Here is a 17,343-nt window from a genome sequence, read left to right as displayed (position 1 = left end):
ACGCCGGGAAGTGGTCACCGCGCCAGGACTAAACCTGGCGCGGTGACCACTTCCTGGCGTCGTACGCGGGCGATGCGGGCGGCGCGGCCGCCCGGCACCTACCGCCAGCGCCGCAGCGCCACGCGCTGCACCACGTTCAGCACGGTGTCGCTCAGCGTCCCGAGCAGCGCCAGCAGCACGATGGCGAGGAAGATCCGGTCGACGCGTCCGTTCGACTGCGACTCGGTCAGCAGGAAGCCGAGGCCCATCGACGACGCGATCAGCTCGGCCGCGACCAGGAACAGCCACGCCTGCGCCAGCGCGAGCCGCAGTCCCGACACGAGCGACGGCAGCACGGCCGGCAGCTGCACCCGGGTGAAGAGCGACACCCGCCGTAGGCCGTAGGCGCGTCCGGCCTCGACGAGCTGCGGGTCGACGTGCCGCAGCGACCCCGCGACCGTGGTGAACACCGGGAAGGCCGCGCCGATCGCGATCAACGTCACCTTCGAGTCCTCGCCGATGCCGAGATACAGGATCAGTAGTGGCACCCAGGCCAGCGACGGCACCGCGCGCACGGCCGCGATCGACGGGGCGAGCAGCGCTTCGCCCACCCGCGACAGCCCGACGACGGCGCCGACGACCAGCCCGATCACCGATCCGACCACGAACCCGATCAGCACCCGCTGCACCGAGATGGCGACGTAGAGGCCGAGCTGACCCGTGGCGGCGAGGTCCACTCCTGCCCGCACCACGTCCGCGGGGGACGGCAGACGGTACGAGGGCACTCCGCCGACGGTGGTGGCGAGCACCCAGGCGGCGAGCACGGCGGCCGGCACGAGCACCCCGAGCAGTGCCAGGCGGGGGGGAGGGGTCGCGCCCGGGGTGCCCGGGCGTCGCGGCGCGGTCGACCCGGTCGAGGAGGCGCGGCGTCCGTTCTCCGCGACCCGCGCCTCCTGCGGTCCTGACGAGGAGGCGCGGTGCGCGTCGGACGCGACCCGCGCCTCCTCGAGGGGGGTGCCGGTCACGGCGTGTGTGACGTCGCCGCGCCGGGCTCCGTCGACGACGGTGCCCGAGCCGCGCGTCGCTTCCGAGCGGACGGCCTGGCGGGCGTCCGCCTCACGGCCGCTGAGGTTGTCGCTCACGAGGTCGACGCGGCCTTGGCGTACGAGTCGTCGAAGAGCGAGTCGAGGGCGGCGTCGACGTCGTCCTGCGAGGGGACGTCGCCGGACTCGACGAGGATCGGGCCGACGGTCGAGAGGACGGCCTGCTGGTCGGCTCCGGGGGCGGGGTCGATGTCGAGGTGGGTGCGGTCGATCACCGTGGTGGCGACGGCGGGGTCGATCGCGGCGGCCTTCGCCAGGATGGCGGCGGTCTCGTCCGGGTTCTCGAGCGCCCAGGCGCGGGCCTTCTCGTACGAGTCGACGACGACCTGCGCGACGTCGGGCGACGCCTCGAGGAACGACTCGGTCGCGTTGAGGAACCCGTAGCTGAGGAAGTCCACATTGCGGTAGAGCAGCTTGGTGCCCGACTCGGCCTCGCTCGCGGCCATGATCGGGTCGAGTCCGGACCAGGCGTCGACGCTGCCGTTCTCGAGGGCGGCGCGTCCGTCGGCGTGCTGCAGGTTCTGGATCGTCACGTCCGACGCGCTCAGCCCGGCCTGGTCGAGTGCCTGCAGCAGGAAGAAGTACGGGTCGGTGCCGCTGGTGGCCGCGATCGTCTTGCCGCGCAGGCCTTCGACGTCGGTGATGGTCGAGTCGCCCGGGACGACGAGCGCCGACCACTCGGGCTGCGAGTACACGTCGATCGTCTTGATGGGGGAGCCGTTCGAGCGGGCGAGCAGCGCGGCCGAGCCAGCGGTCGAGCCGACGTCGACCGCTCCGGCGCGCAGCAGCTCGTTGGCCTTGTTCGAGCCGGCCGACTGGGTCCAGTTGACGGTGACTCCGTCGCCGAGGGCGTCCTCGAGGTAGCCCTGGTCCTTCACGACGAGGCTGAGCGGGTTGTAGGTCGCGAAGTCGATGTCGAGGGTGTCGGTCGACCACTCGCCGTCGCTCGCGCCGGTGCCTGCCGCGTCGGCCGAGCCGGTGCCAGCGTCCTCACCCGCGACGCAGCCGGTGAGGAGGAGGGCGCTCGCCGCGGCGAGGGCGAGACCGCCGGCCCAGGAGGCGCGGGTGCGGGTGGTGGGGGAGGTGCGAAAGGTCATCGGTTCGTCTCCGTGCTGTCGGGGGCGGTGCGGTGGTCGGATGCGGTCTTGGTACCGGCGTATGCGTCGGCGGTCGTCGCGGTCAGCGCGCGGGTCGTCGAGTTGCCGGCGTGGACGCGGTGGACGCCGAGGTCGGCGAGCAGCTGGAGGCGCAGCTCGGCCAGGGCGGGGTCGTCGCGGTCACGGGGTCGGTCGCCGGGCACGGTGACGATGCGCTGGATGCTGTGGGCTCCCGCTGCGGTGTCGGCGTGCGCCGCGCCTCCTGCGGTAGCGACGGCCGCGCCCGTGGTGCCGGCGGACTGCTGCTGCGAGAGGTCGGCGAGGACGACGATGCGATCGGCGAGGTAGAGGGCTTCGTCGACGTCGTGGGTGACGAGCAGGACGGTGGTGGGTTCGGCGCGGTGGATGTCGAGCAGCAGGTCGTGCATGCGGAGGCGGGTGAGGGCGTCGAGGGCTCCGAACGGTTCGTCGAGCAGCAGCACTTTGGGGGCCCGGGCGAGGGCGCGGGCGAGGGAGGTGCGTTGGGCCATGCCTCCGGACACCTGGCGGGGGCGGAGGCCGGCCGAGCTGCCGAGTCCGACGAGGTCGAGCAGTTCGGTGATGCGGGCGTGGCCTGCGGCCTTGTCTGGTTTGCTGCCTCGCTCACCTTTCGGCAGACCGAGTTCGACGTTCTGGCGGAGGGTGCGCCAGGGCAGGAGGCGCGGCTCCTGGAACGCGATGGCGCAGCGTTGGTCGGTGGGCCGGGTGGGGGAGTCGTCGATGTCGACGGTGCCGGCATCGGGCTGGTCAAGGCCACCCACCTGGCGCAGCAGGGTCGACTTGCCGCAGCCGGAGGGGCCGACGATGGCGATGATCTCGCCGGCCGTCACGTCCAGGTCGAGGGCGTGGAGGACGGGGCGCTCGCCGAAGCGCCTCCCGACGCCGCGCAGACGGATCGGCAGAGCCGAGGAGGCGCGGGTCGTCGAGGTGGGCATGTCACGACGGTAGGTGCGTGCGTGGTCTGCCGGGGCGGCGGGTGTAACGGGGCGAAACACTCCGTTCGGTCCGCCCCGCGGTCGCGTGGTGTCGGCCTGTCGTCGTCGCCCGTCCCCGTGGTTGCCGCCGGGTCGTGGCTCGTCTTGCCCGCCGGGCCGCCCTCGTCCGTGGCCGGTCTCAGGCACCCCCATTCATCGGCTATAGTTGTGGGGTTGCCTCGGTCGGGGCAACACCAAGACCTGGGTTGCAATTCGAACTCGGATCTCGGGCTGTGGCGCAGCTTGGTAGCGCACTTGACTGGGGGTCAAGGGGTCGCAGGTTCAAATCCTGTCAGCCCGACCATGGAACATAGGAATGTCGTGCAGAAGCTTGGGCATGATAATGCTGCTTTTTAGGCGTTCCAGGTTATCGTCGCCGCAACGCTTGTCTTGGTTCAGTCGTGCGCTGATCGCCGCGAATCGGGAATAGGGTCGACGTTAAACGCCCGAGGCGAAAACCTAGAAGACACCATTTGGTGGCTTGCAATTCTAGGAAGACTTCTCCAAATTCGGCTTGTGGCTGTGGGGCGGCAAAATTTGACCTTGAAACTAAGGGTCAATTGGTTGTGACGAAACTGTTAGCCCAACTAGCATGAACTATGAGTAATTCTCCGCAGGTAGGAATGGATGGCCTGCAAATTCGAAAAATGCCCAGTGGCGGCAGGGGTGAATACGAGCTGGTAGGCAGGCAGGGCCCTATCAATGCCGCCGATTTCATCGGGCGAGAATTCCTATTCTCGTTTCCATCCCTAGAAAAGCGGACGTCGGTTCAACTTACCAATCAGGGTGGCAAAAGGCGCTTGCGCCTAATGAACTTGCATTTTCCCCACTTAGCTCGTCAACTCGCAACGCTACTTCTGCTGCCAAGAAATGCGCGCGATGAAAGACAAGTTTCTCAGGCTCTGCCTATCTTACTTCAGGATAGGTATATTCTTGACTTCTCTTTCGAATATATACGCAGCGACTTAGGCTCCGCATTAATTAAGCCAACTCGTCTGTTGGCGCGCTCGGGCGATATTGGTGTTGGGGCACCCCACGAGGAAATCGATGTGGGCGAGAGAATCAGCCGTCTAGCTCGTCTTCATGAGCGGACTAGGAGCCTTCCTGGCGATTTGGATGCTCTCATAGCTTCTCAAGCTCGCTTCTTCGAAACGGACGCGCCTGTAACAAAGCAAGATGAGCTCGTTGTTCGCAGAATAATAGAAGAGTTGACGGCCACTGACGATGAGTACCTTAGCGAAAGCGATCCACTGCCTAGGCTTGAGTATCTGGCGGGCCTAAGTAGCGACCAGGTCGGAATACCAACCCCCGTCGAGATCAGCCAAGAAGTACCGGAGATCAAGTTGCGGTCCGAGCATATCTATCGTGCTCGAAGAATACGGTCGTCAGCGTCAGTGCGGTTCAAGGAGCAACTTCGGCGTGTCTACAACTCTCGCTGCCTCATGTGCGGCTTCCGGGCACCGGGTCACCCGGGGCGAATGCTTCCGGGCGTTGACGCGGCTCATATTTTACCGTACGGAAACTATGAATTAGACGTAGTTCAAAACGGGATGATCCTTTGCAAATTGCATCACTGGGCTTTTGACAGCCACATTCTTGAGCTTCGATCGGATGGAACCGATTATGTCATTTCGCTTGTACCTGACGCCGAACTACTGCTTCGTGAAGATGAGCGAACGTTGCGAGAATTGGAAAGCGTTTGTGGGTTTGTGCCTCCCCAGTTCCTACCTAAGCGCAAGTCGGACCGACCCAGTCGCATCTATTTAGACATTCTTTACGAGCGTGCTTAAGAAATAAATGTGACGATTAGGCTATCGACTTGACAGAGGAGGAAATCGAAGTCTCGGAACTGTTTCGGATTGCACCAACTAGGCGACTACCAATCCACTCAATGACATTAACTGTCACGGCGTTACCGCAAGCATGATACCGAGCTGAATCTCTTTTTTCAATGTCCCGAATTGAGTCCGGAAGATCTGTCCAGCCGTCAGGGAATCCCTGGAGACGCTCAGCTTCAAGGGGCGTCAATCTTCGGACTTTTCCTTCAGGATAAGAGACGTAGTTTCGGGACCAGTCTGTGCCTGTGTGGCGGGCAGACTCAGCATAGAGGCAATGGGCGAGTTTCTTGACGAATCCCCGCTGAGCGTCTCCAACGCTGATCGCAAAGGGGGAAACAGGTTTCGGCCCATTCGATCGGCTCTTCTCAGAATCCCGATCGCCGCATTCTGGCTCAAAAAGTACCGCTGCGGCGGCCGCTGGTTTTCCAAGAGTTCCGACAATGAAGACTCGCGTTCGACTCTGGGGGATGCCGAAGTGTCTACTGTCAAGAACTCGCCACGCCACGCCATACCCGAGGTCGGCCAGCGTTCGAATGACAAGTCCGAAATCTCGTCCTTGGTTGGAAGAGAGGAGACCCGCAACGTTCTCGATGACGACAACTTCGGGGCGACGCGCTTCAAGTAGCCGAGCAAACTCGAAGAAGAGTCCTGATTGATTGCCATTAAGTCCGCTCCTTGGGCCCATTCGTGCTAGTGAGATGTCTTGGCATGGAAATCCGCCAGCCCATACGTCGGCTTCTGGGATGTCCTTGGGCTGCACATCCCTAATGTCTCGTTTCCGTGGAACTTCTGGCCAGTGTCGTTCAAGAACGTCAGTACAGAAATCTTTGATTTCGCACTGCCAAACCGTTTTCATCCCGGATCGCTCGAATCCGAGGTCAAAGCCGCCTATGCCGGCGAAAAATGAAGCTACTCGGAGAGAGGGTGACAAAGACTTACCTATCTGTTTTCCTGGCTGAAGGACTAGGACCACTATAGGCAGCACCTCCGACATTCATCTTCTCGAGGTCTCGTCGAGCGTGGTCTCTGAGCCTGCTCCGATCGAATGGTCTCTACTCTCTTCAGGCACGGAGCCGACGTAGCCGAGAGGAGCGTCGGCGCGGCGGTCGGCACGACTGTTCAGTCGACGGGGTGTCACCACCGGTTTGGGGCTGGCCAGCGGTCACGAGTGGTTAGTCACGGATGGAGGCAATCGGAGGTGTTGTACCGCGCTAGGCCGCCGCAGACCTTCTGTCAAAACGTGATGGCATCCAACACGTTCTGAAACTGTCCATCGGTCATCCCTTGACGAACCTGCCCACACCCCTGCGCGATCGAGCGCCAGCCAGCACCTGTCCTCGAGTAGCTTTGCCGCAATGCAGATTGACGCGGACAACCGGACCAGCTGGTGGTGCCGGCGAATCGGCCCGGGGCGTGCTAACGACGGGGGTAAGCAGGTGCATGACTTTATGTCCATAAAGTCCGAGGTGCATGGAGCGCCTGTAGCGGCACCGGCTGCTGTCAAGCATGTTTTCACCCGGAGCTTCATCGGTACCGGGTGTCGAGTGGCTAACCAATGCCGTGGTGGGTCATAACAACCGTGCTGTGGACCAGGGCGGCGATGGCCATATTGTGCGCTAGGTTCACTCCAACGACCGTTCTGCTTCCACTCCGGCTTTGTAGAAAGTAAGTCCGACACGAGCTCCGTGCGGCACAGACTGGTAGGTGGTTTTGGCGCGGATCGTCTACAACGAACATTGTCGAATAGACTGCCGTCACAGGTGTTGGTGATCGATTCGGTCATGGCCCGCGCCCGTCGAAAAGAATCCGGCCATTGACATGGGGAAAGCAAGTCATAAATGTGGGTATACGAGACTGATGAAGACCCAAAGAGGAAACATCACTGGAGTAAGAACACGGCCGGCTTCACGATTGAATACGGAATTAAAGTCTCGAAGTGCCCCGCGAATCTTTCTCTTGCCACCATTACCGCCCTCCTAAACAACGGATTCGAGTTCTACCGACCAAAACGATCGCGGGACTTTCCAACCCGTATCTACGCCGTGTTGGACGGCGTCGTTTACAGGGCAAGCCCCACGAATCCAGGCGTGTCTTACCATGGGTTTCCGGAGCTTCGCGAAAACCTCCCGCCGTCTCGAGAGGTGCGCGAGGCTCTGCTCGAACTTGCGAGAAAAGATGGCAGCGAGGAAACGGTGAAGAAATGGCTGAAGTGAACGAATCCGCGCTTTCAGTCGATTTCGCTTGGGAAGAACCTCTTGGAAAAGTTACAGCTGCGTCTTTATCTCGAGGGAGCCTGCGGCTGTTTGCCAACGGCAATCTTTTCTGGGGCTCGGCGGAATTTAAGTGGACTTGGGTCGAATTGCTCGAATGGCTCGCCTCGAACTGGTTAGCCATTTCAGTGGACGACGGCTTACCCTTCGCGGCTGAGCCAACCAGTTCATGGGATTTGACACCAGCTAAAGTTGTGTCGAACTCATCAGGAAGCCTGGCAGAAGATTATGAGATGGCTCTTTGGGAGTTCAGAGAGACTCACGATTTTGCTAGAGCGTTACCTGGGACGTTACCGCCTTCCCTCATTGTTTGGAGGGAGGGGCTCGGCGGGCACATCCTTACGCAGGATTCTCATCACCGATTCAGGAGATGGATCTTGGTAGAGCAGTTCCTAGTTTCGATTGGTGAAGAGATAGCTGCCAAGATAGAGGCCGGCACAGACGCGCGGAGTGTCCGCGCAGTCAAGTCGTGGCGCAGTCGAAATTCCTCTGTAGAAGCGGACATTGTGAAACAGGTAACCGGGCTGACATCTCGCGAAGCGCCCGCAGTCCTGGCAAATTGGCGTTTCCAGCACAACGGCCGATCTCTTGCGGACGCGGTCGCCAGGAGCGAGGTGTTGGCGGCAGCCCGTATGGCGTCTGAGCTCCCGAGCGAGACTGTTGCTGCTGTTCTGGCTGAAATTGCGTCAGCTCGCCGCGGTAGCCATACGGCCGTAGATGAGCTCATGGAGCGGGTTTTGGTTGACTCCGAGGAAGTCGCCGTTCTCGTTCCTTATGCCCAGGGGCACTGGGTTGCCCAGCGCACCCGTTCGGTCCTCGGCCTCTCCCCTCACGAGCGACTCGACCCCGGCGCCCTGCTGAATCGGCTCGGAGTCGAGTATAGAGAAGTATCTCTTGGGGTCGAAGGAATCGATGCTGTGGCAGCGTGGGGTGAGGAATATGGCCCTGTAGTTGTCATCAATCGCGATGGCCGTCACAGTAATTCTGAAGTGGGTCGAAATGCAAGCATCGCTCATGAGATAGCGCACCTGATTCTTGATAGGCACGAGGCGCTGCCTGCGGCTGAGGTCCTAGGCGGCAGAGCGAATCCACGGGTTGAACGGAGAGCCAGGGCGTTCGCTGCAGAGCTGCTCATTCCACGCTCAACGGCTCGTGAGGCTTTCGACGTTAGCCAGGATCGGGGCGACATCATGATCGCAGTGCGCGAATTAAGCCGGCGTTATGGCGTGAGTCTTGAAATCGCAGCCTGGCAGGCAAGAAACGCTGACCGCCCGCTCAATCCAGTCGCCCGCAAGACGCTGGCGACGCTGGTCTCAGCTCCATGGCAGTTTTAGCATGGGGCACTGCTTGCAAGAGTCGTGAGACCTGCTAAGCCTTGCTATGCGTCGCGGCAGCGTGGAAATCGGCCTGAGGCTATCGTCTGCAAAAAGGAAAAAAGTGTTGCCACATTTTGGCAGGGTCTAGGCAAGAGTTGCAGCCCGCACTAGATGAGCTGTGTCCGTCCTGCCTTGTCGCCTGGCCCCGTAGATGATCGGGAACTAGATGCAGCTGGGTACGTGTAAATTGTTCCAGGAAGCAAGGCGCGGCTGCTTGGTCTTCGTATAGGTGCTCGAGGTGAAATTGCGGATGAAGAGTCGGGGTGAGGGCTGAATAAGGCCGGTGCCCCAGGCTAGACGGTGAACTTGTACTCGTCGACCTGGTCCCAGCCGACGACGTCGGTGGCAAAGGTGGCGCCTCCAGCGGGGAGCGGGCCTCCGGGGTGGCTCTTCAGCTCGCGTACTGGCTCAAGCATGTCGCCTCCGAGCAGCTCGGCGTTCGAGTCGGCGCTCTGAGCGTAGTCGACGCAACGTACTTGGGGATCTAGTAAATGGCCCCGCAAAAGGCTGAATCCAGTTGGGGAACGCCTCCGAGGCGGGCGGACGCCAGGCATGCCCTTCCGGAGTCGCGGGTGACCCGGGCCAATCAGGAACCCTCTTGACCCTGCCCCAAGGGCATGGTCTCTACTTGGTCACACGCCGGCACCGAGCCGGCGTGACCGAGAGGAGCCTCCCGTGGCCTGGAGCACACGCGAGCTGGCCGAGCTGGCCGGCACGACCGTCAAGTCGGTGCGGTACTACCACCAGCTCGGGCTGCTCGACGAGCCCGAGCGGCTGACGAACGGGTACAAGCAGTACGAGGTACGGCACCTCGTGCGCCTCCTGCAGATCACCCGCCTGACCGACCTCGGCGTCCCGCTCGCCCAGATCGAATCGATCGGCTCGTCCGTCGACGACCCCGCCGGCGCCCTCCGCACCATCGACGCCGAACTCGCCGCCACCATCGAGCGGCTGCAACGCATCCGCGCCGAGCTGGCGGCGATTCTCGAGAACCGGACCAGCGCCTCCTTGCCTGCCGGGTTCGCCGAAGCGGGACGCGACCTCAGCGAAGCCGACCAGTCGCTGCTGCTGATCTGGTCGAAGGTGTTCGACGAGGGGGCGATGGACGACCTGAAGCAGATGCTCATCGACTCGCCCAAGACCGCTGCCGACGCCGAGCTCGACGGGCTCGCCGACGACGCCGACCGCGAGACGCGGCGGCGGCTGGGGGAGCAGTACGCTCCCGTGCTGGCGGCGGTGACCCAGCGGTACGAGTGGTTGGGTGCCCCGGGCGAGCGGGCTCCGCGGGGTGCGGCGTTCGCTCAGCACACCGTGACCGAGGCGGTCGCCGAGCTGTACAACGGTGCCCAGCGCGAGGTGCTCTACCGGGCGTCACTGATCGGTGCCGGCAAGCTCGACGAGCTGGCCGCGCTCGAAGCGGCACTCGATGCCGCCGAGACGCCTTGCGGTGCCCAGGCGATCGGTGGCGAGGCGACCGGTGTCGGGGACCCGGGTGGCGGCACCGGGCCGAGCCGCGCCTCCTCGGGTTCCGACTCCGAGGGAGGCCGGCGATGAGCGAGACGACGCTCGCGCCCACACTGGCCGAGGACCTGCTGCTCGTGCTGTTCGACCCTCGGTCGGGATCGATCCACAGCGAGGGGTCTCCGCTGTTCCACGTCTTGGCCGGGGCGGTGCTGACCGAGCTGGCGCTGTCCGGCGCGGTCGACATCGACCGGAAGACCACGCTGCGGGGGAGGCAGGTGCGGGTGACGTCCTCCGCGGCGCCGACGGACGAGCTGCTGCTCGGCACCTGGCAGCGGGTCGAGCGCAAGCCGACGGACGCGTACTCGCTCGTGCTCGAGATCGGTCCGGCGCTGCGGGCGCTGACCCTCGACCGGCTGGTGGCGCGTGGTGCGCTGCTCCGCGAGAAGACGACGACGCTCGGCTTCATCCCCGGCTCTCGGCTGCGCCTTGCCGAGGGGGCAGGAGGCGCGGGTCGGCGGGGCGAACTCGTCGCGTCGCTGAGGAGCGTCCTCGCAGAGGGTGCCGATCCGTCGGTGCGCACCGCCGCCCTAGCGGCACTGGTGTCGGCGAGTGGGGCGCTGCCGGCGCTGCACCGGGACATCCCGTGGTCGGGCGACGTCTACACCCGCGGGCGCGAGCTGCAGCAGGGCAAGTGGGGCGCGCGGATCGCGGGGGACGCCATCGCGGTGGCGGCTGCGGCGATGCTCTCGACGGCGTTGTTCGTGACGGTCGGCCTGCCTGGGCTTCGGGACGACTGAGGCCGTTGCGGTCGCCGTGGTGTCAGTCCGCCCCTTTTCTCCCTCTTCACCACGCCGGTGTTCGGCGTATCCCTTGTCTCAGTGACCACCATCGAAGGAGATCACCATGTCCATGGCACTCACCCTCTCGAGCCCGTCGCGCTTGTCCGTTGCGGCGTCAGCCACCGCTGCCGATGCCTTGTCTAGCGCCGGACGCGGCGATGGCTTCTGTCCTCGCTGTTAGCCTCCGTGATATGACTTCCACCGCGCCCGCAGGCTGGTTTCCAGATCCGTTTGCGCGGTTTGAACACCGATACTGGGACGGATTCCAGTGGACCCAGCATGTCAGTGCCTCGGGCCAACAATCGATAGATCCGCCAGTCGTCGCGTCACCGCCCGAAGTCCCAATGATTGCGAAGGGTGACGAGGGGGATGATCGATCCGTTTTGAGCGCTCCAGCCGACCTGAAGGTCCAGCGTCAGGTGCAGAAGCTGGGTTTAGAAGGTCGAGCAGGCTCAGGCGGTGGCACGCTCCTGACCGAGCGGCTGCTGGTCGTGAACCAGAAGGCCAAGCTCTTCGAGAGGCGAGCTGAATACGGGGTCTACGACCAGTACGGCCACAAGGTTGGTGGTGTGCGCGAGTTCGGAACGAGCATGTCGCGAATGGTCGTCGGTCGCGAGAACGGCACCAAGAGGCTCCAAGTAGTCGATGCGAATGGCCAGCCTGTGTTCACGCTCACGCGCCCGGCGACAATGCTCAAATCGAAAGTCGTTGTCATGGGGGAAGACGGCTCGCATGTCGGACAGATCGTGCAGGAGAACTTGGGGATGATGGCGTCTGTCCTCGGCGGCAAGTTCAACGTCCGATTCCGGATGGAGTCCGAGGGTATGACCCTCGGCACTATCAATGCTGAGAGCTGGCAGGCATGGGATTTCAGCATTCAAGACAATCACGGCTCCGAATTGGGCCGCATCACCAAGACGTGGGCTGGTTTCACGAAGCAGAATTGGACCAAGGCTGACAACTATGTTCTTGAACTCCACCGGTCACTCGAGGGGCCATTGCTAGCACTTGTAGTCTGCGCCGCGCTCGCGGTTGACACCGTCCTCCACCAGGACGGCCATCGACGCTGAATTCATCCTCGCGGGGTCGTTCTAGCTGGAATTGTCGCAATTCCCGCTAGTGGACGACAGTCAGTCGAAGAAGTCGGCGTCGATCTCAACGGCTGTATACGTCTTCTTGACTTGCACGCCCACGCGGTACTTGATCATCAAGGCTACGAGTCGCTGCCCATCAATCAGAATCACCCGTGATTGGACGTTGTCGGCGTAGGTGATGGCGAGTGGCGTGAAGGCACTGGTTGTCAGGAAGATTCCTCGAGTTGCGCCGAAACCTTGCAAGGCGCCTACGAAGGCTTGAATGGTTTCGCGCCCGATGTTGCTGCCCTCTTTGTACCGCTTGGCCTGGACGTAGATACGGTCAAGACCAAGGGCATCTTGATCGATGACACCGTCGATGCCCGCGTCGCCCGACCCGCCGATTCGAGTACCGCGCTGCTCCGCACCTCCGTAACCCATTGCAAGCAGCAGATCGACCACGGCCTGCTCGAAGAAGTCCGGGTGGCTTTCTCGAAGCCGCGACAGCAGTTCGATGCCAACCTCATCCTCGATGCGGCTGATGCCATCGGCGATCTGCTCGACCGGGTCGAGGATGTCTACGGCGTCTTGCACGTCCAACTGGAGCTCAGGAGTCGATTCGCTGCTTCGACGTTCTGGCCAGAACGGGGCAAAGACAGCCTTGCCCAAAGCGTAATCAAAGCCACCGGGGTACTTCGCGAGTCCCCTACGGCCCTCGTCCGAGATCGCGTAATGGGCTCGCGAAGGACGCGTGATCCAACCGGCCTTCGTCAAGTGGCTTATGGCCCAGCCAATGCGTTGCTCATATCGAAAACCACCTGAGTTAAGAGTTTCCGCGCGGGCCGGTGCTGACAGTTGCAAGTCGTCGGCAGCGCCGTCGACCAGGTCCTTCCGATGGAGAGTGCTACCGGACTCGAGAACATGGAGGACAGGGACGACGAACGCCGGCCAGATCGGGACGATGGACACGGAATCGTGGTCTACGGATGTCACGTGGACACTCTGCCTCACCTGAGGCGATCACCTACAAAAAAAGAGGCGACAGTTCTCGATCGGCGAGGTCCAGCGCATGCCCGTACAGCCGGGGGCAGCTGGTGAGCTGGGGCTTCGCGCGATGACGACCCGCGCCTCCTTGACTTGGCCCATGTGGACGCAACTGCTTCAGCCTCTCAGAACCCGCGGGCGGTACGTCGTCGCGACGGCGCCGGAGGCGAGGTCGTGGCGGGCGGTCGGGGTGAGGTCGAGGGGGTGGGGGAGGCCGGCGAGCAGATAGGGGCCGTGGCCGGCGACCCAGGGGTAGACGGTGAACTCGTACTCGTCGACCAGGCCGCAGCCGACGACGTCGGTGGCGAAGGTGGAACCCCCGAGGCGGAGCGGGCCGCCGGGGCGGCTCTTCAGTTCGCGCACCGCCTCACGCAGGTCGCCGCCGAGCAGCTCGGCGTTCTAGTCGACACTCTCGAGCGTCGTCGACGCCACGTACTTCGGGATCTCATGGATGGTCCGGGCGAAGGGCTTCATCCAGTCGGGGAACGCATCGGAGGCGGGCGGACGCCAGGACTGCTCCATCAGCTCGTAGGTGACCCGACCCAGCAACAGACCGTCGGCCTGCGCGAGAGCCTCCGTGGCAAGTTGGTGGACCTCGGCATCCGGCCGGCCCTCGCGGTGGTCGATACAGCCGTCGAGCGTGACGTTGATGGCGTACGTGAGCGTCCTCATGCCGGGGAGGCTAGCTCTGCTGCGGAGGCGCCACCAGAGGCGTGGGTCCTACCTCTCGCCAGCCCAGTGCGTCGGCCGCGCGAAGCCCTCGGGCAGGCGCGTCGCCGCATCACCCCGGGCGCTGTTTACCTGCATCTGCGTCAAGTAGATCGCCCCCGACAGGTCCGCCCCACCGAGGTCGGCGTCCCGCACGTCGACACCGAGCAGGTCACAGCGGTCGAGGTCGGCCCCGCGCAGGTCCGCCGCGATCGCGATGCTGCCGCGGAGCGTCCGCCCCCGCAGATCCTCCCCGGCCAGGGCCACACCCATCAGGTCGCTCCCCGGCTCGAGCGTCGGCCCCTTGCCCCTCGACCGCCGAGGAGGCGCGGGTACGGACGCCCGGGCGACCTCACTCGCCTGCACCAACAGCGAGCGCACCGCGTCGTACTCGGCGTCGACGTCGAGGGCGTCCAGGTCGTCGGGCGTGCCGTCGGTGAGGCGCCGAACGTGCTCGAAGGCGGCGAGCCATGGGTCCGGGTCAGGAGTGGCGGCGGTGCGGGTGCGGCCGTGCGCGGCGGCGTGTGCCTGCTCGCCTTCGCGTGCGAGATCGCGCTCGCGTTCGCGTTCGACCAGCGTGATGGCCTCGTCGAGGTACCAGAGCAGCTCGTGCAGCCTCCGCACGAGCGGGAACGTCGAGAACATCGCCTCACGGGTCGCGGTGTCGTCACGCCACGAGCGCCCGGCGAACGTCTGCCGGCTGACCTTCTGGCCCGCCCCGAAGCAGTCGAACACCGTGCAGCCCTTGAACCCGCGCTCGCGCAACTGCGGGTGGATGCTGCACCCGTCGTGCTCGTCCAGGTTCGTGCAGGGGTCGCCGGCCGGCTTGTCGAACGGGAAGTCGGCGCTCTTCGTGAACGCCAGGGCCACGCAGCACAGGCCGAAGCAGTTGGCGCAGTCGGCTCCGAGGTCGGCGCGTCGGCCCAGCTCGATCCGTGTGCGGGTGCTCATCGGATCAACGCTAACGGGCGCGGCGGGCTGGGGTGGTCGAACGGGGGCGGCTCATTTGTCCCACACCGTCACCGCAGGGAGACCACGAGCCGCTCGCTCATCGGTGACGAGGTCGGTGATCAGCGCGGTCTTGGCGGCTGTGTAGGCGCGTCCGTCGTCGAGGCCGGCCAGCGCCTCCTTGAGGGTCGCGTAGCGCTGCCGCGCGACCGGGTCGCGCAGTAAGGCGTCGCGGAACAGTCGCTGGTTGCAGTCGTCCCACTGGTCGGGGCGGAAGGCGTGGAGGATGTGCGTGCGTCGCGCTCCGTGCAGCCGGACGTAGACCGCGTGGGTCTTCGGGCCCGCTGCGTGTCGTTCGTAGCCGAGGTCGATCAGGTCGGCGCCGAGGGCGAACGGGTCGGTGCCGGGAGACGTGCGGGCGGCGACGTCGATGATCGGCTTCGCGAAGAGGCCGGGGACGGCCGTGCTGCCGATGTGCTCCAGCGCGTCGACGCGGGTGCCGAGGGCGGTTGCGAGACGTTCGGCCTCACGGCGGTAGTCGTCGGCCCAGGCGGGGGAGTGCGGCTGCAGATCGACCATCGGGGCGATCGTACGGGGTGTCACTCTCGGCGGGGCGGGGTCGAGTGGTCCCGGATCGTCGTTCGGGCAAGGGCGAAGGACGTTTCGGGACCACTCGATGACCGGAGGGGCGGGCGTGGACCGACCCGCGCCTCCTAGGGGGTCGTCGGGCGGAGGTCGGCGAGGGGGCGCGACCAGGCGACCTCGCGGGCGAGCTGGCCGGTGGCGCGGAAGAGCTGCACCTGGTGCGTGTCGGGGAGGGCCGAGGCGAGGGCGTCGCGGTCGGCGGGGGTGAAGCCGAGCTTCTGCCAGAACGGTCCGGAGCGGCGGGAGAAGAGCCAGGCGTGGCGGGCTCCGTGCGCGGCGGCGTCGGTGAGGGCGTGGCGGGCGAGACGGGAGCCCGCGCCGCGCGTGCGGGCGGCGGGAGCGACGGCGACGCTGCGGATCAGGGCGTGCCGGCCGTCGGCGCTCAGCTCGTAGCCGGTGCTGCCGACGACCGTGCCGGTGGCGTCACGGTCGACCCAGAGCCGGAGGCGCGGCGTGGGGGAGTCGAGACCGGCGAGGGTGAGGTCGGCGGCGGCGAGGAAGGCCCGGAGGTCGGCTCGGGCCTCGGCGTCGGCGTCGGCGTCGGTCGGGGCGACGGGGACGAGGGGCATGGGGACCATTCTTCCTGGGGCTCGTGGGGCTCTAGTGGGCAGAAGATGTCCTTCGCCGGCGGCGGAAAGACACTTTGTGCCCACTCGAGCCGCCAGGGCGGGCCACGGCGGATCAGAACGGGCCGCACGGGGGAGTCGTGTCCGGAGGCGCCGACCTAGCCTGGTGGGATGCTCGTCGTCGTTCCGCTCATCGTGTTAGCCGGGTGCATCGTCGTCTTCTGGACGACGCTCGCCGCCGCCCGGGGACGGCTCGGCGTGAACCACCTAGCCGGCATCCGCTTCCGGCACGTGATGGCGTCGCCCGAGGCGTGGCAGGCCGGGCACCGTGCAGCACTCGTGCCGGTGACGGTGGGGTGCGCGCTCGCCGTGGGGTTGGTCGTGGTGCCGCTCGTCATGGGCCCGTCGGAGGACGCGATGGCCATCTGGGCGATCGGGAGCATGGTGGCACTGCTGTTCGGCACGCTCGTCGGGGCGTGGCGGGCGGATCAGGCGGCCACGGACGTGCTCGGGAGCTGAGCCGCAAGGATCACGACCACGATGTCGCCCTTCCCGCGGTGGGGAAGGGCGACGCCATCGACGATCAGTTGGTCCAGGTGGTCTTCTCGTAGTCGAAACCGCCGGTGACGTCCATGACGATCTGGGCCGGGTCGGCGACGTTGAAGCCGACGGGGTAGCTGACAGAGGCGCCCGGGAGGATGGTCGTCGAGGGAGCGAGGGTGAGCCCACCCTCGGTGTCGAAGATCTGCTCTGCCTCCTGGCTACCCGACGACGCGGAGATGAAGGTCAGAGTCGGGTCGTAGCCCTCGGTCGCTGTGTTCGTGATGGTGATCGTGAACTTGACGTTGTTGGGCTGCGAGCCGGTGTAGGCGTACTGGCTCGGAGTGAAGGCTTCCGGGGCACTGATGCCGAGGGTGAGGCCGTCGAAGGTCGCCGTCTCGCCGAAGGTGAAGGTGGTCTTGGCGGCCTCGGTCGCGGGAGCGGAGTTGCCGGCAGCGGCCGCGACCTCGGTCATGTTGGGTGCGGCTTCGCCGCTCGTTCCCGTTGCCGGGCTGCCTGAACAGCCGGCGAGGGTCAGGCCGATGATGGAGGCAGCGGCGAGGGCAGTGGTGATCTTCGTGGCGCGGGACATCGTATGTCTCTTTCTACGGGTCTTAGGCGATGGGATAGCTCGCATTCGGGTGCAGAGCAATCCTCAGGACCTTATGGGTCGGGGTCGATTCCAGAGGCCCGTTTTCGACAACGGGTGTCTCTTTCACCTCGTGAGTGATGTTCATTCACCGCCAGGTGACGGTGAGGTGGCCGGTGTCAGACGTGCGATGACCTGGAGGTGAAAGAAGTCGTTCTACCCCCGGACGGGGGCTGCCTCACGCCTTCGTT

19 protein-coding genes and 1 tRNA gene are annotated in these 17,343 nt (G+C 64.8%); 8 read left to right on the top strand and 12 right to left on the bottom strand.

Going from position 1 to position 17,343, the window contains the following annotated elements; all coding sequences use genetic code 11:
• Nucleotides 1-98: 98 nt before the first annotated feature.
• The 3 genes from ASG28_RS06650 to ASG28_RS06640 are packed head-to-tail and all read right to left on the bottom strand — an operon-like array spanning nt 99 to nt 3,153.
• Entirely contained in the window at nt 99-1,121 is a 1,023-nt protein-coding gene (locus tag ASG28_RS06650; protein ID WP_235477659.1) for an ABC transporter permease, read from the bottom strand.
• Nucleotides 1,118-2,179, bottom strand: coding sequence for an aliphatic sulfonate ABC transporter substrate-binding protein (locus ASG28_RS06645; protein ID WP_055973324.1), 1,062 nt, complete (start codon nt 2,177-2,179; stop codon nt 1,118-1,120). Before ASG28_RS06645 ends, ASG28_RS06650 begins: the two co-directional genes overlap by 4 nt.
• Nucleotides 2,176-3,153, bottom strand: a complete 978-nt coding sequence (locus ASG28_RS06640) for an ABC transporter ATP-binding protein (RefSeq protein WP_082454464.1) — start codon at nt 3,151-3,153, stop codon at nt 2,176-2,178. The genes ASG28_RS06645 and ASG28_RS06640 overlap by 4 nt, the downstream gene beginning before the upstream one ends.
• A gap of 266 nt (nt 3,154-3,419) precedes the next feature.
• Here ASG28_RS06640 and ASG28_RS06635 point away from each other — a divergent pair.
• A tRNA-Pro gene (locus tag ASG28_RS06635) sits at nt 3,420-3,496 on the top strand.
• Nucleotides 3,497-3,791: 295 nt separating this feature from the next.
• A complete protein-coding gene (locus ASG28_RS17085; RefSeq protein ID WP_082454462.1) occupies nt 3,792-4,982 on the top strand; it encodes an HNH endonuclease in 1,191 nt (396 codons plus the stop codon).
• Nucleotides 4,983-4,998: 16 nt separating this feature from the next.
• Here the strand turns inward: ASG28_RS17085 and ASG28_RS16025 are convergent, their stop codons facing one another.
• Complete coding sequence (locus ASG28_RS16025) at nt 4,999-5,886, bottom strand: DNA cytosine methyltransferase (protein WP_235477880.1); 888 nt, start codon at nt 5,884-5,886, stop codon at nt 4,999-5,001.
• 982 nt (nt 5,887-6,868) lie between these two features.
• Here ASG28_RS16025 and ASG28_RS16375 point away from each other — a divergent pair.
• Nucleotides 6,869-7,243 (top strand): hypothetical protein, encoded by a 375-nt coding sequence (locus ASG28_RS16375; RefSeq protein WP_157485666.1) that lies wholly within the window; start codon nt 6,869-6,871, stop codon nt 7,241-7,243.
• Nucleotides 7,231-8,634 carry an ImmA/IrrE family metallo-endopeptidase gene (locus tag ASG28_RS16020; RefSeq protein ID WP_082454458.1) on the top strand — a complete coding sequence of 468 codons (1,404 nt, stop codon included), beginning with the start codon at nt 7,231-7,233 and terminating at the stop codon, nt 8,632-8,634. The genes ASG28_RS16375 and ASG28_RS16020 overlap by 13 nt, the downstream gene beginning before the upstream one ends.
• A gap of 335 nt (nt 8,635-8,969) precedes the next feature.
• Here the strand turns inward: ASG28_RS16020 and ASG28_RS17000 are convergent, their stop codons facing one another.
• Nucleotides 8,970-9,092, bottom strand: a complete 123-nt coding sequence (locus tag ASG28_RS17000) for a hypothetical protein (protein ID WP_255351263.1) — start codon at nt 9,090-9,092, stop codon at nt 8,970-8,972.
• 259 nt (nt 9,093-9,351) lie between these two features.
• On the opposite strand from ASG28_RS17000, the gene ASG28_RS06625 reads away from it, so the two are divergent.
• The 3 genes from ASG28_RS06625 to ASG28_RS06615 all read left to right on the top strand — a co-directional run bounded on the left by ASG28_RS06625 (nt 9,352) and on the right by ASG28_RS06615 (nt 12,049).
• Nucleotides 9,352-10,230 (top strand): helix-turn-helix domain-containing protein, encoded by an 879-nt coding sequence (locus tag ASG28_RS06625; RefSeq protein ID WP_082454456.1) that lies wholly within the window; start codon nt 9,352-9,354, stop codon nt 10,228-10,230.
• Nucleotides 10,227-10,937 carry a GOLPH3/VPS74 family protein gene (locus tag ASG28_RS06620; protein ID WP_055973318.1) on the top strand — a complete coding sequence of 237 codons (711 nt, stop codon included), beginning with the start codon at nt 10,227-10,229 and terminating at the stop codon, nt 10,935-10,937. Before ASG28_RS06625 ends, ASG28_RS06620 begins: the two co-directional genes overlap by 4 nt.
• 233 nt (nt 10,938-11,170) lie before the next feature.
• On the top strand, nt 11,171-12,049 hold the full coding sequence (locus ASG28_RS06615) for a phospholipid scramblase-related protein (protein WP_082454454.1): 879 nt from the start codon (nt 11,171-11,173) through the stop codon (nt 12,047-12,049).
• Between the two features lie 60 nt (nt 12,050-12,109).
• On the opposite strand, the gene ASG28_RS06610 is transcribed toward ASG28_RS06615, so the two are convergent.
• From ASG28_RS06610 to ASG28_RS06590, 6 genes are all read right to left on the bottom strand, one after another.
• Nucleotides 12,110-13,045: a restriction endonuclease gene (locus tag ASG28_RS06610; RefSeq protein WP_235477656.1), complete on the bottom strand. Its 936-nt coding sequence runs from the start codon at nt 13,043-13,045 to the stop codon at nt 12,110-12,112.
• A 168-nt stretch (nt 13,046-13,213) separates the two neighbouring features.
• A complete protein-coding gene (locus tag ASG28_RS16900; protein ID WP_255351271.1) occupies nt 13,214-13,471 on the bottom strand; it encodes a dihydrofolate reductase family protein in 258 nt (85 codons plus the stop codon).
• A gap of 24 nt (nt 13,472-13,495) precedes the next feature.
• Nucleotides 13,496-13,768 carry a dihydrofolate reductase family protein gene (locus ASG28_RS16895; RefSeq protein WP_235477650.1) on the bottom strand — a complete coding sequence of 91 codons (273 nt, stop codon included), beginning with the start codon at nt 13,766-13,768 and terminating at the stop codon, nt 13,496-13,498.
• Nucleotides 13,769-13,816: 48 nt separating this feature from the next.
• Nucleotides 13,817-14,755 carry a pentapeptide repeat-containing protein gene (locus ASG28_RS06600; RefSeq protein ID WP_055973311.1) on the bottom strand — a complete coding sequence of 313 codons (939 nt, stop codon included), beginning with the start codon at nt 14,753-14,755 and terminating at the stop codon, nt 13,817-13,819.
• 51 nt (nt 14,756-14,806) lie between these two features.
• Entirely contained in the window at nt 14,807-15,331 is a 525-nt protein-coding gene (locus tag ASG28_RS06595) for a GrpB family protein (RefSeq protein ID WP_055973309.1), read from the bottom strand.
• Between the two features lie 134 nt (nt 15,332-15,465).
• Entirely contained in the window at nt 15,466-15,966 is a 501-nt protein-coding gene (locus ASG28_RS06590; protein ID WP_055977091.1) for a GNAT family N-acetyltransferase, read from the bottom strand.
• A 168-nt stretch (nt 15,967-16,134) separates the two neighbouring features.
• Here ASG28_RS06590 and ASG28_RS06585 point away from each other — a divergent pair, with 168 nt between their 5' ends.
• Nucleotides 16,135-16,482, top strand: a complete 348-nt coding sequence (locus ASG28_RS06585; protein ID WP_055973306.1) for an SdpI family protein — start codon at nt 16,135-16,137, stop codon at nt 16,480-16,482.
• A gap of 64 nt (nt 16,483-16,546) precedes the next feature.
• On the opposite strand, the gene ASG28_RS06580 is transcribed toward ASG28_RS06585, so the two are convergent.
• Nucleotides 16,547-17,095, bottom strand: a complete 549-nt coding sequence (locus ASG28_RS06580; protein ID WP_157485278.1) for a hypothetical protein — start codon at nt 17,093-17,095, stop codon at nt 16,547-16,549.
• Nucleotides 17,096-17,343: the final 248 nt, after the last annotated feature.

The organism is Frigoribacterium sp. Leaf415, assembly GCF_001424645.1.
GTDB lineage: Bacteria > Actinomycetota > Actinomycetes > Actinomycetales > Microbacteriaceae > Frigoribacterium.
Note: the sequence above shows the minus strand (reverse complement) of the source record. Positions and strands in the feature narration are given on the sequence as shown.

Excerpts from the sequence above, each read along its gene's own strand:
- ASG28_RS17000 (WP_255351263.1), bottom strand. The coding sequence starts at position 9,092 with ATGCTTGAGCCAGTACGCGAGCTGAAGAGCCACCCCGGAGGCCCGCTC.
- ASG28_RS06620 (WP_055973318.1), top strand. The coding sequence starts at position 10,227 with ATGAGCGAGACGACGCTCGCGCCCACACTGGCCGAGGACCTGCTGCTC.
- ASG28_RS06600 (WP_055973311.1), bottom strand. The coding sequence starts at position 14,755 with ATGAGCACCCGCACACGGATCGAGCTGGGCCGACGCGCCGACCTCGGA.
- ASG28_RS06585 (WP_055973306.1), top strand. The coding sequence starts at position 16,135 with ATGCTCGTCGTCGTTCCGCTCATCGTGTTAGCCGGGTGCATCGTCGTC.
- ASG28_RS16025 (WP_235477880.1), bottom strand. The coding sequence starts at position 5,886 with ATGAAAACGGTTTGGCAGTGCGAAATCAAAGATTTCTGTACTGACGTT.
- ASG28_RS06645 (WP_055973324.1), bottom strand. The coding sequence starts at position 2,179 with ATGACCTTTCGCACCTCCCCCACCACCCGCACCCGCGCCTCCTGGGCC.
- ASG28_RS06595 (WP_055973309.1), bottom strand. The coding sequence starts at position 15,331 with ATGGTCGATCTGCAGCCGCACTCCCCCGCCTGGGCCGACGACTACCGC.
- ASG28_RS16895 (WP_235477650.1), bottom strand. The coding sequence starts at position 13,768 with ATGAGGACGCTCACGTACGCCATCAACGTCACGCTCGACGGCTGTATC.
- ASG28_RS06580 (WP_157485278.1), bottom strand. The coding sequence starts at position 17,095 with ATGTCCCGCGCCACGAAGATCACCACTGCCCTCGCCGCTGCCTCCATC.
- ASG28_RS17085 (WP_082454462.1), top strand. The coding sequence starts at position 3,792 with ATGAGTAATTCTCCGCAGGTAGGAATGGATGGCCTGCAAATTCGAAAA.
- ASG28_RS16375 (WP_157485666.1), top strand. The coding sequence starts at position 6,869 with ATGTGGGTATACGAGACTGATGAAGACCCAAAGAGGAAACATCACTGG.
- ASG28_RS06640 (WP_082454464.1), bottom strand. The coding sequence starts at position 3,153 with ATGCCCACCTCGACGACCCGCGCCTCCTCGGCTCTGCCGATCCGTCTG.
- ASG28_RS16020 (WP_082454458.1), top strand. The coding sequence starts at position 7,231 with ATGGCTGAAGTGAACGAATCCGCGCTTTCAGTCGATTTCGCTTGGGAA.
- ASG28_RS06615 (WP_082454454.1), top strand. The coding sequence starts at position 11,171 with ATGACTTCCACCGCGCCCGCAGGCTGGTTTCCAGATCCGTTTGCGCGG.
- ASG28_RS06590 (WP_055977091.1), bottom strand. The coding sequence starts at position 15,966 with ATGCCCCTCGTCCCCGTCGCCCCGACCGACGCCGACGCCGACGCCGAG.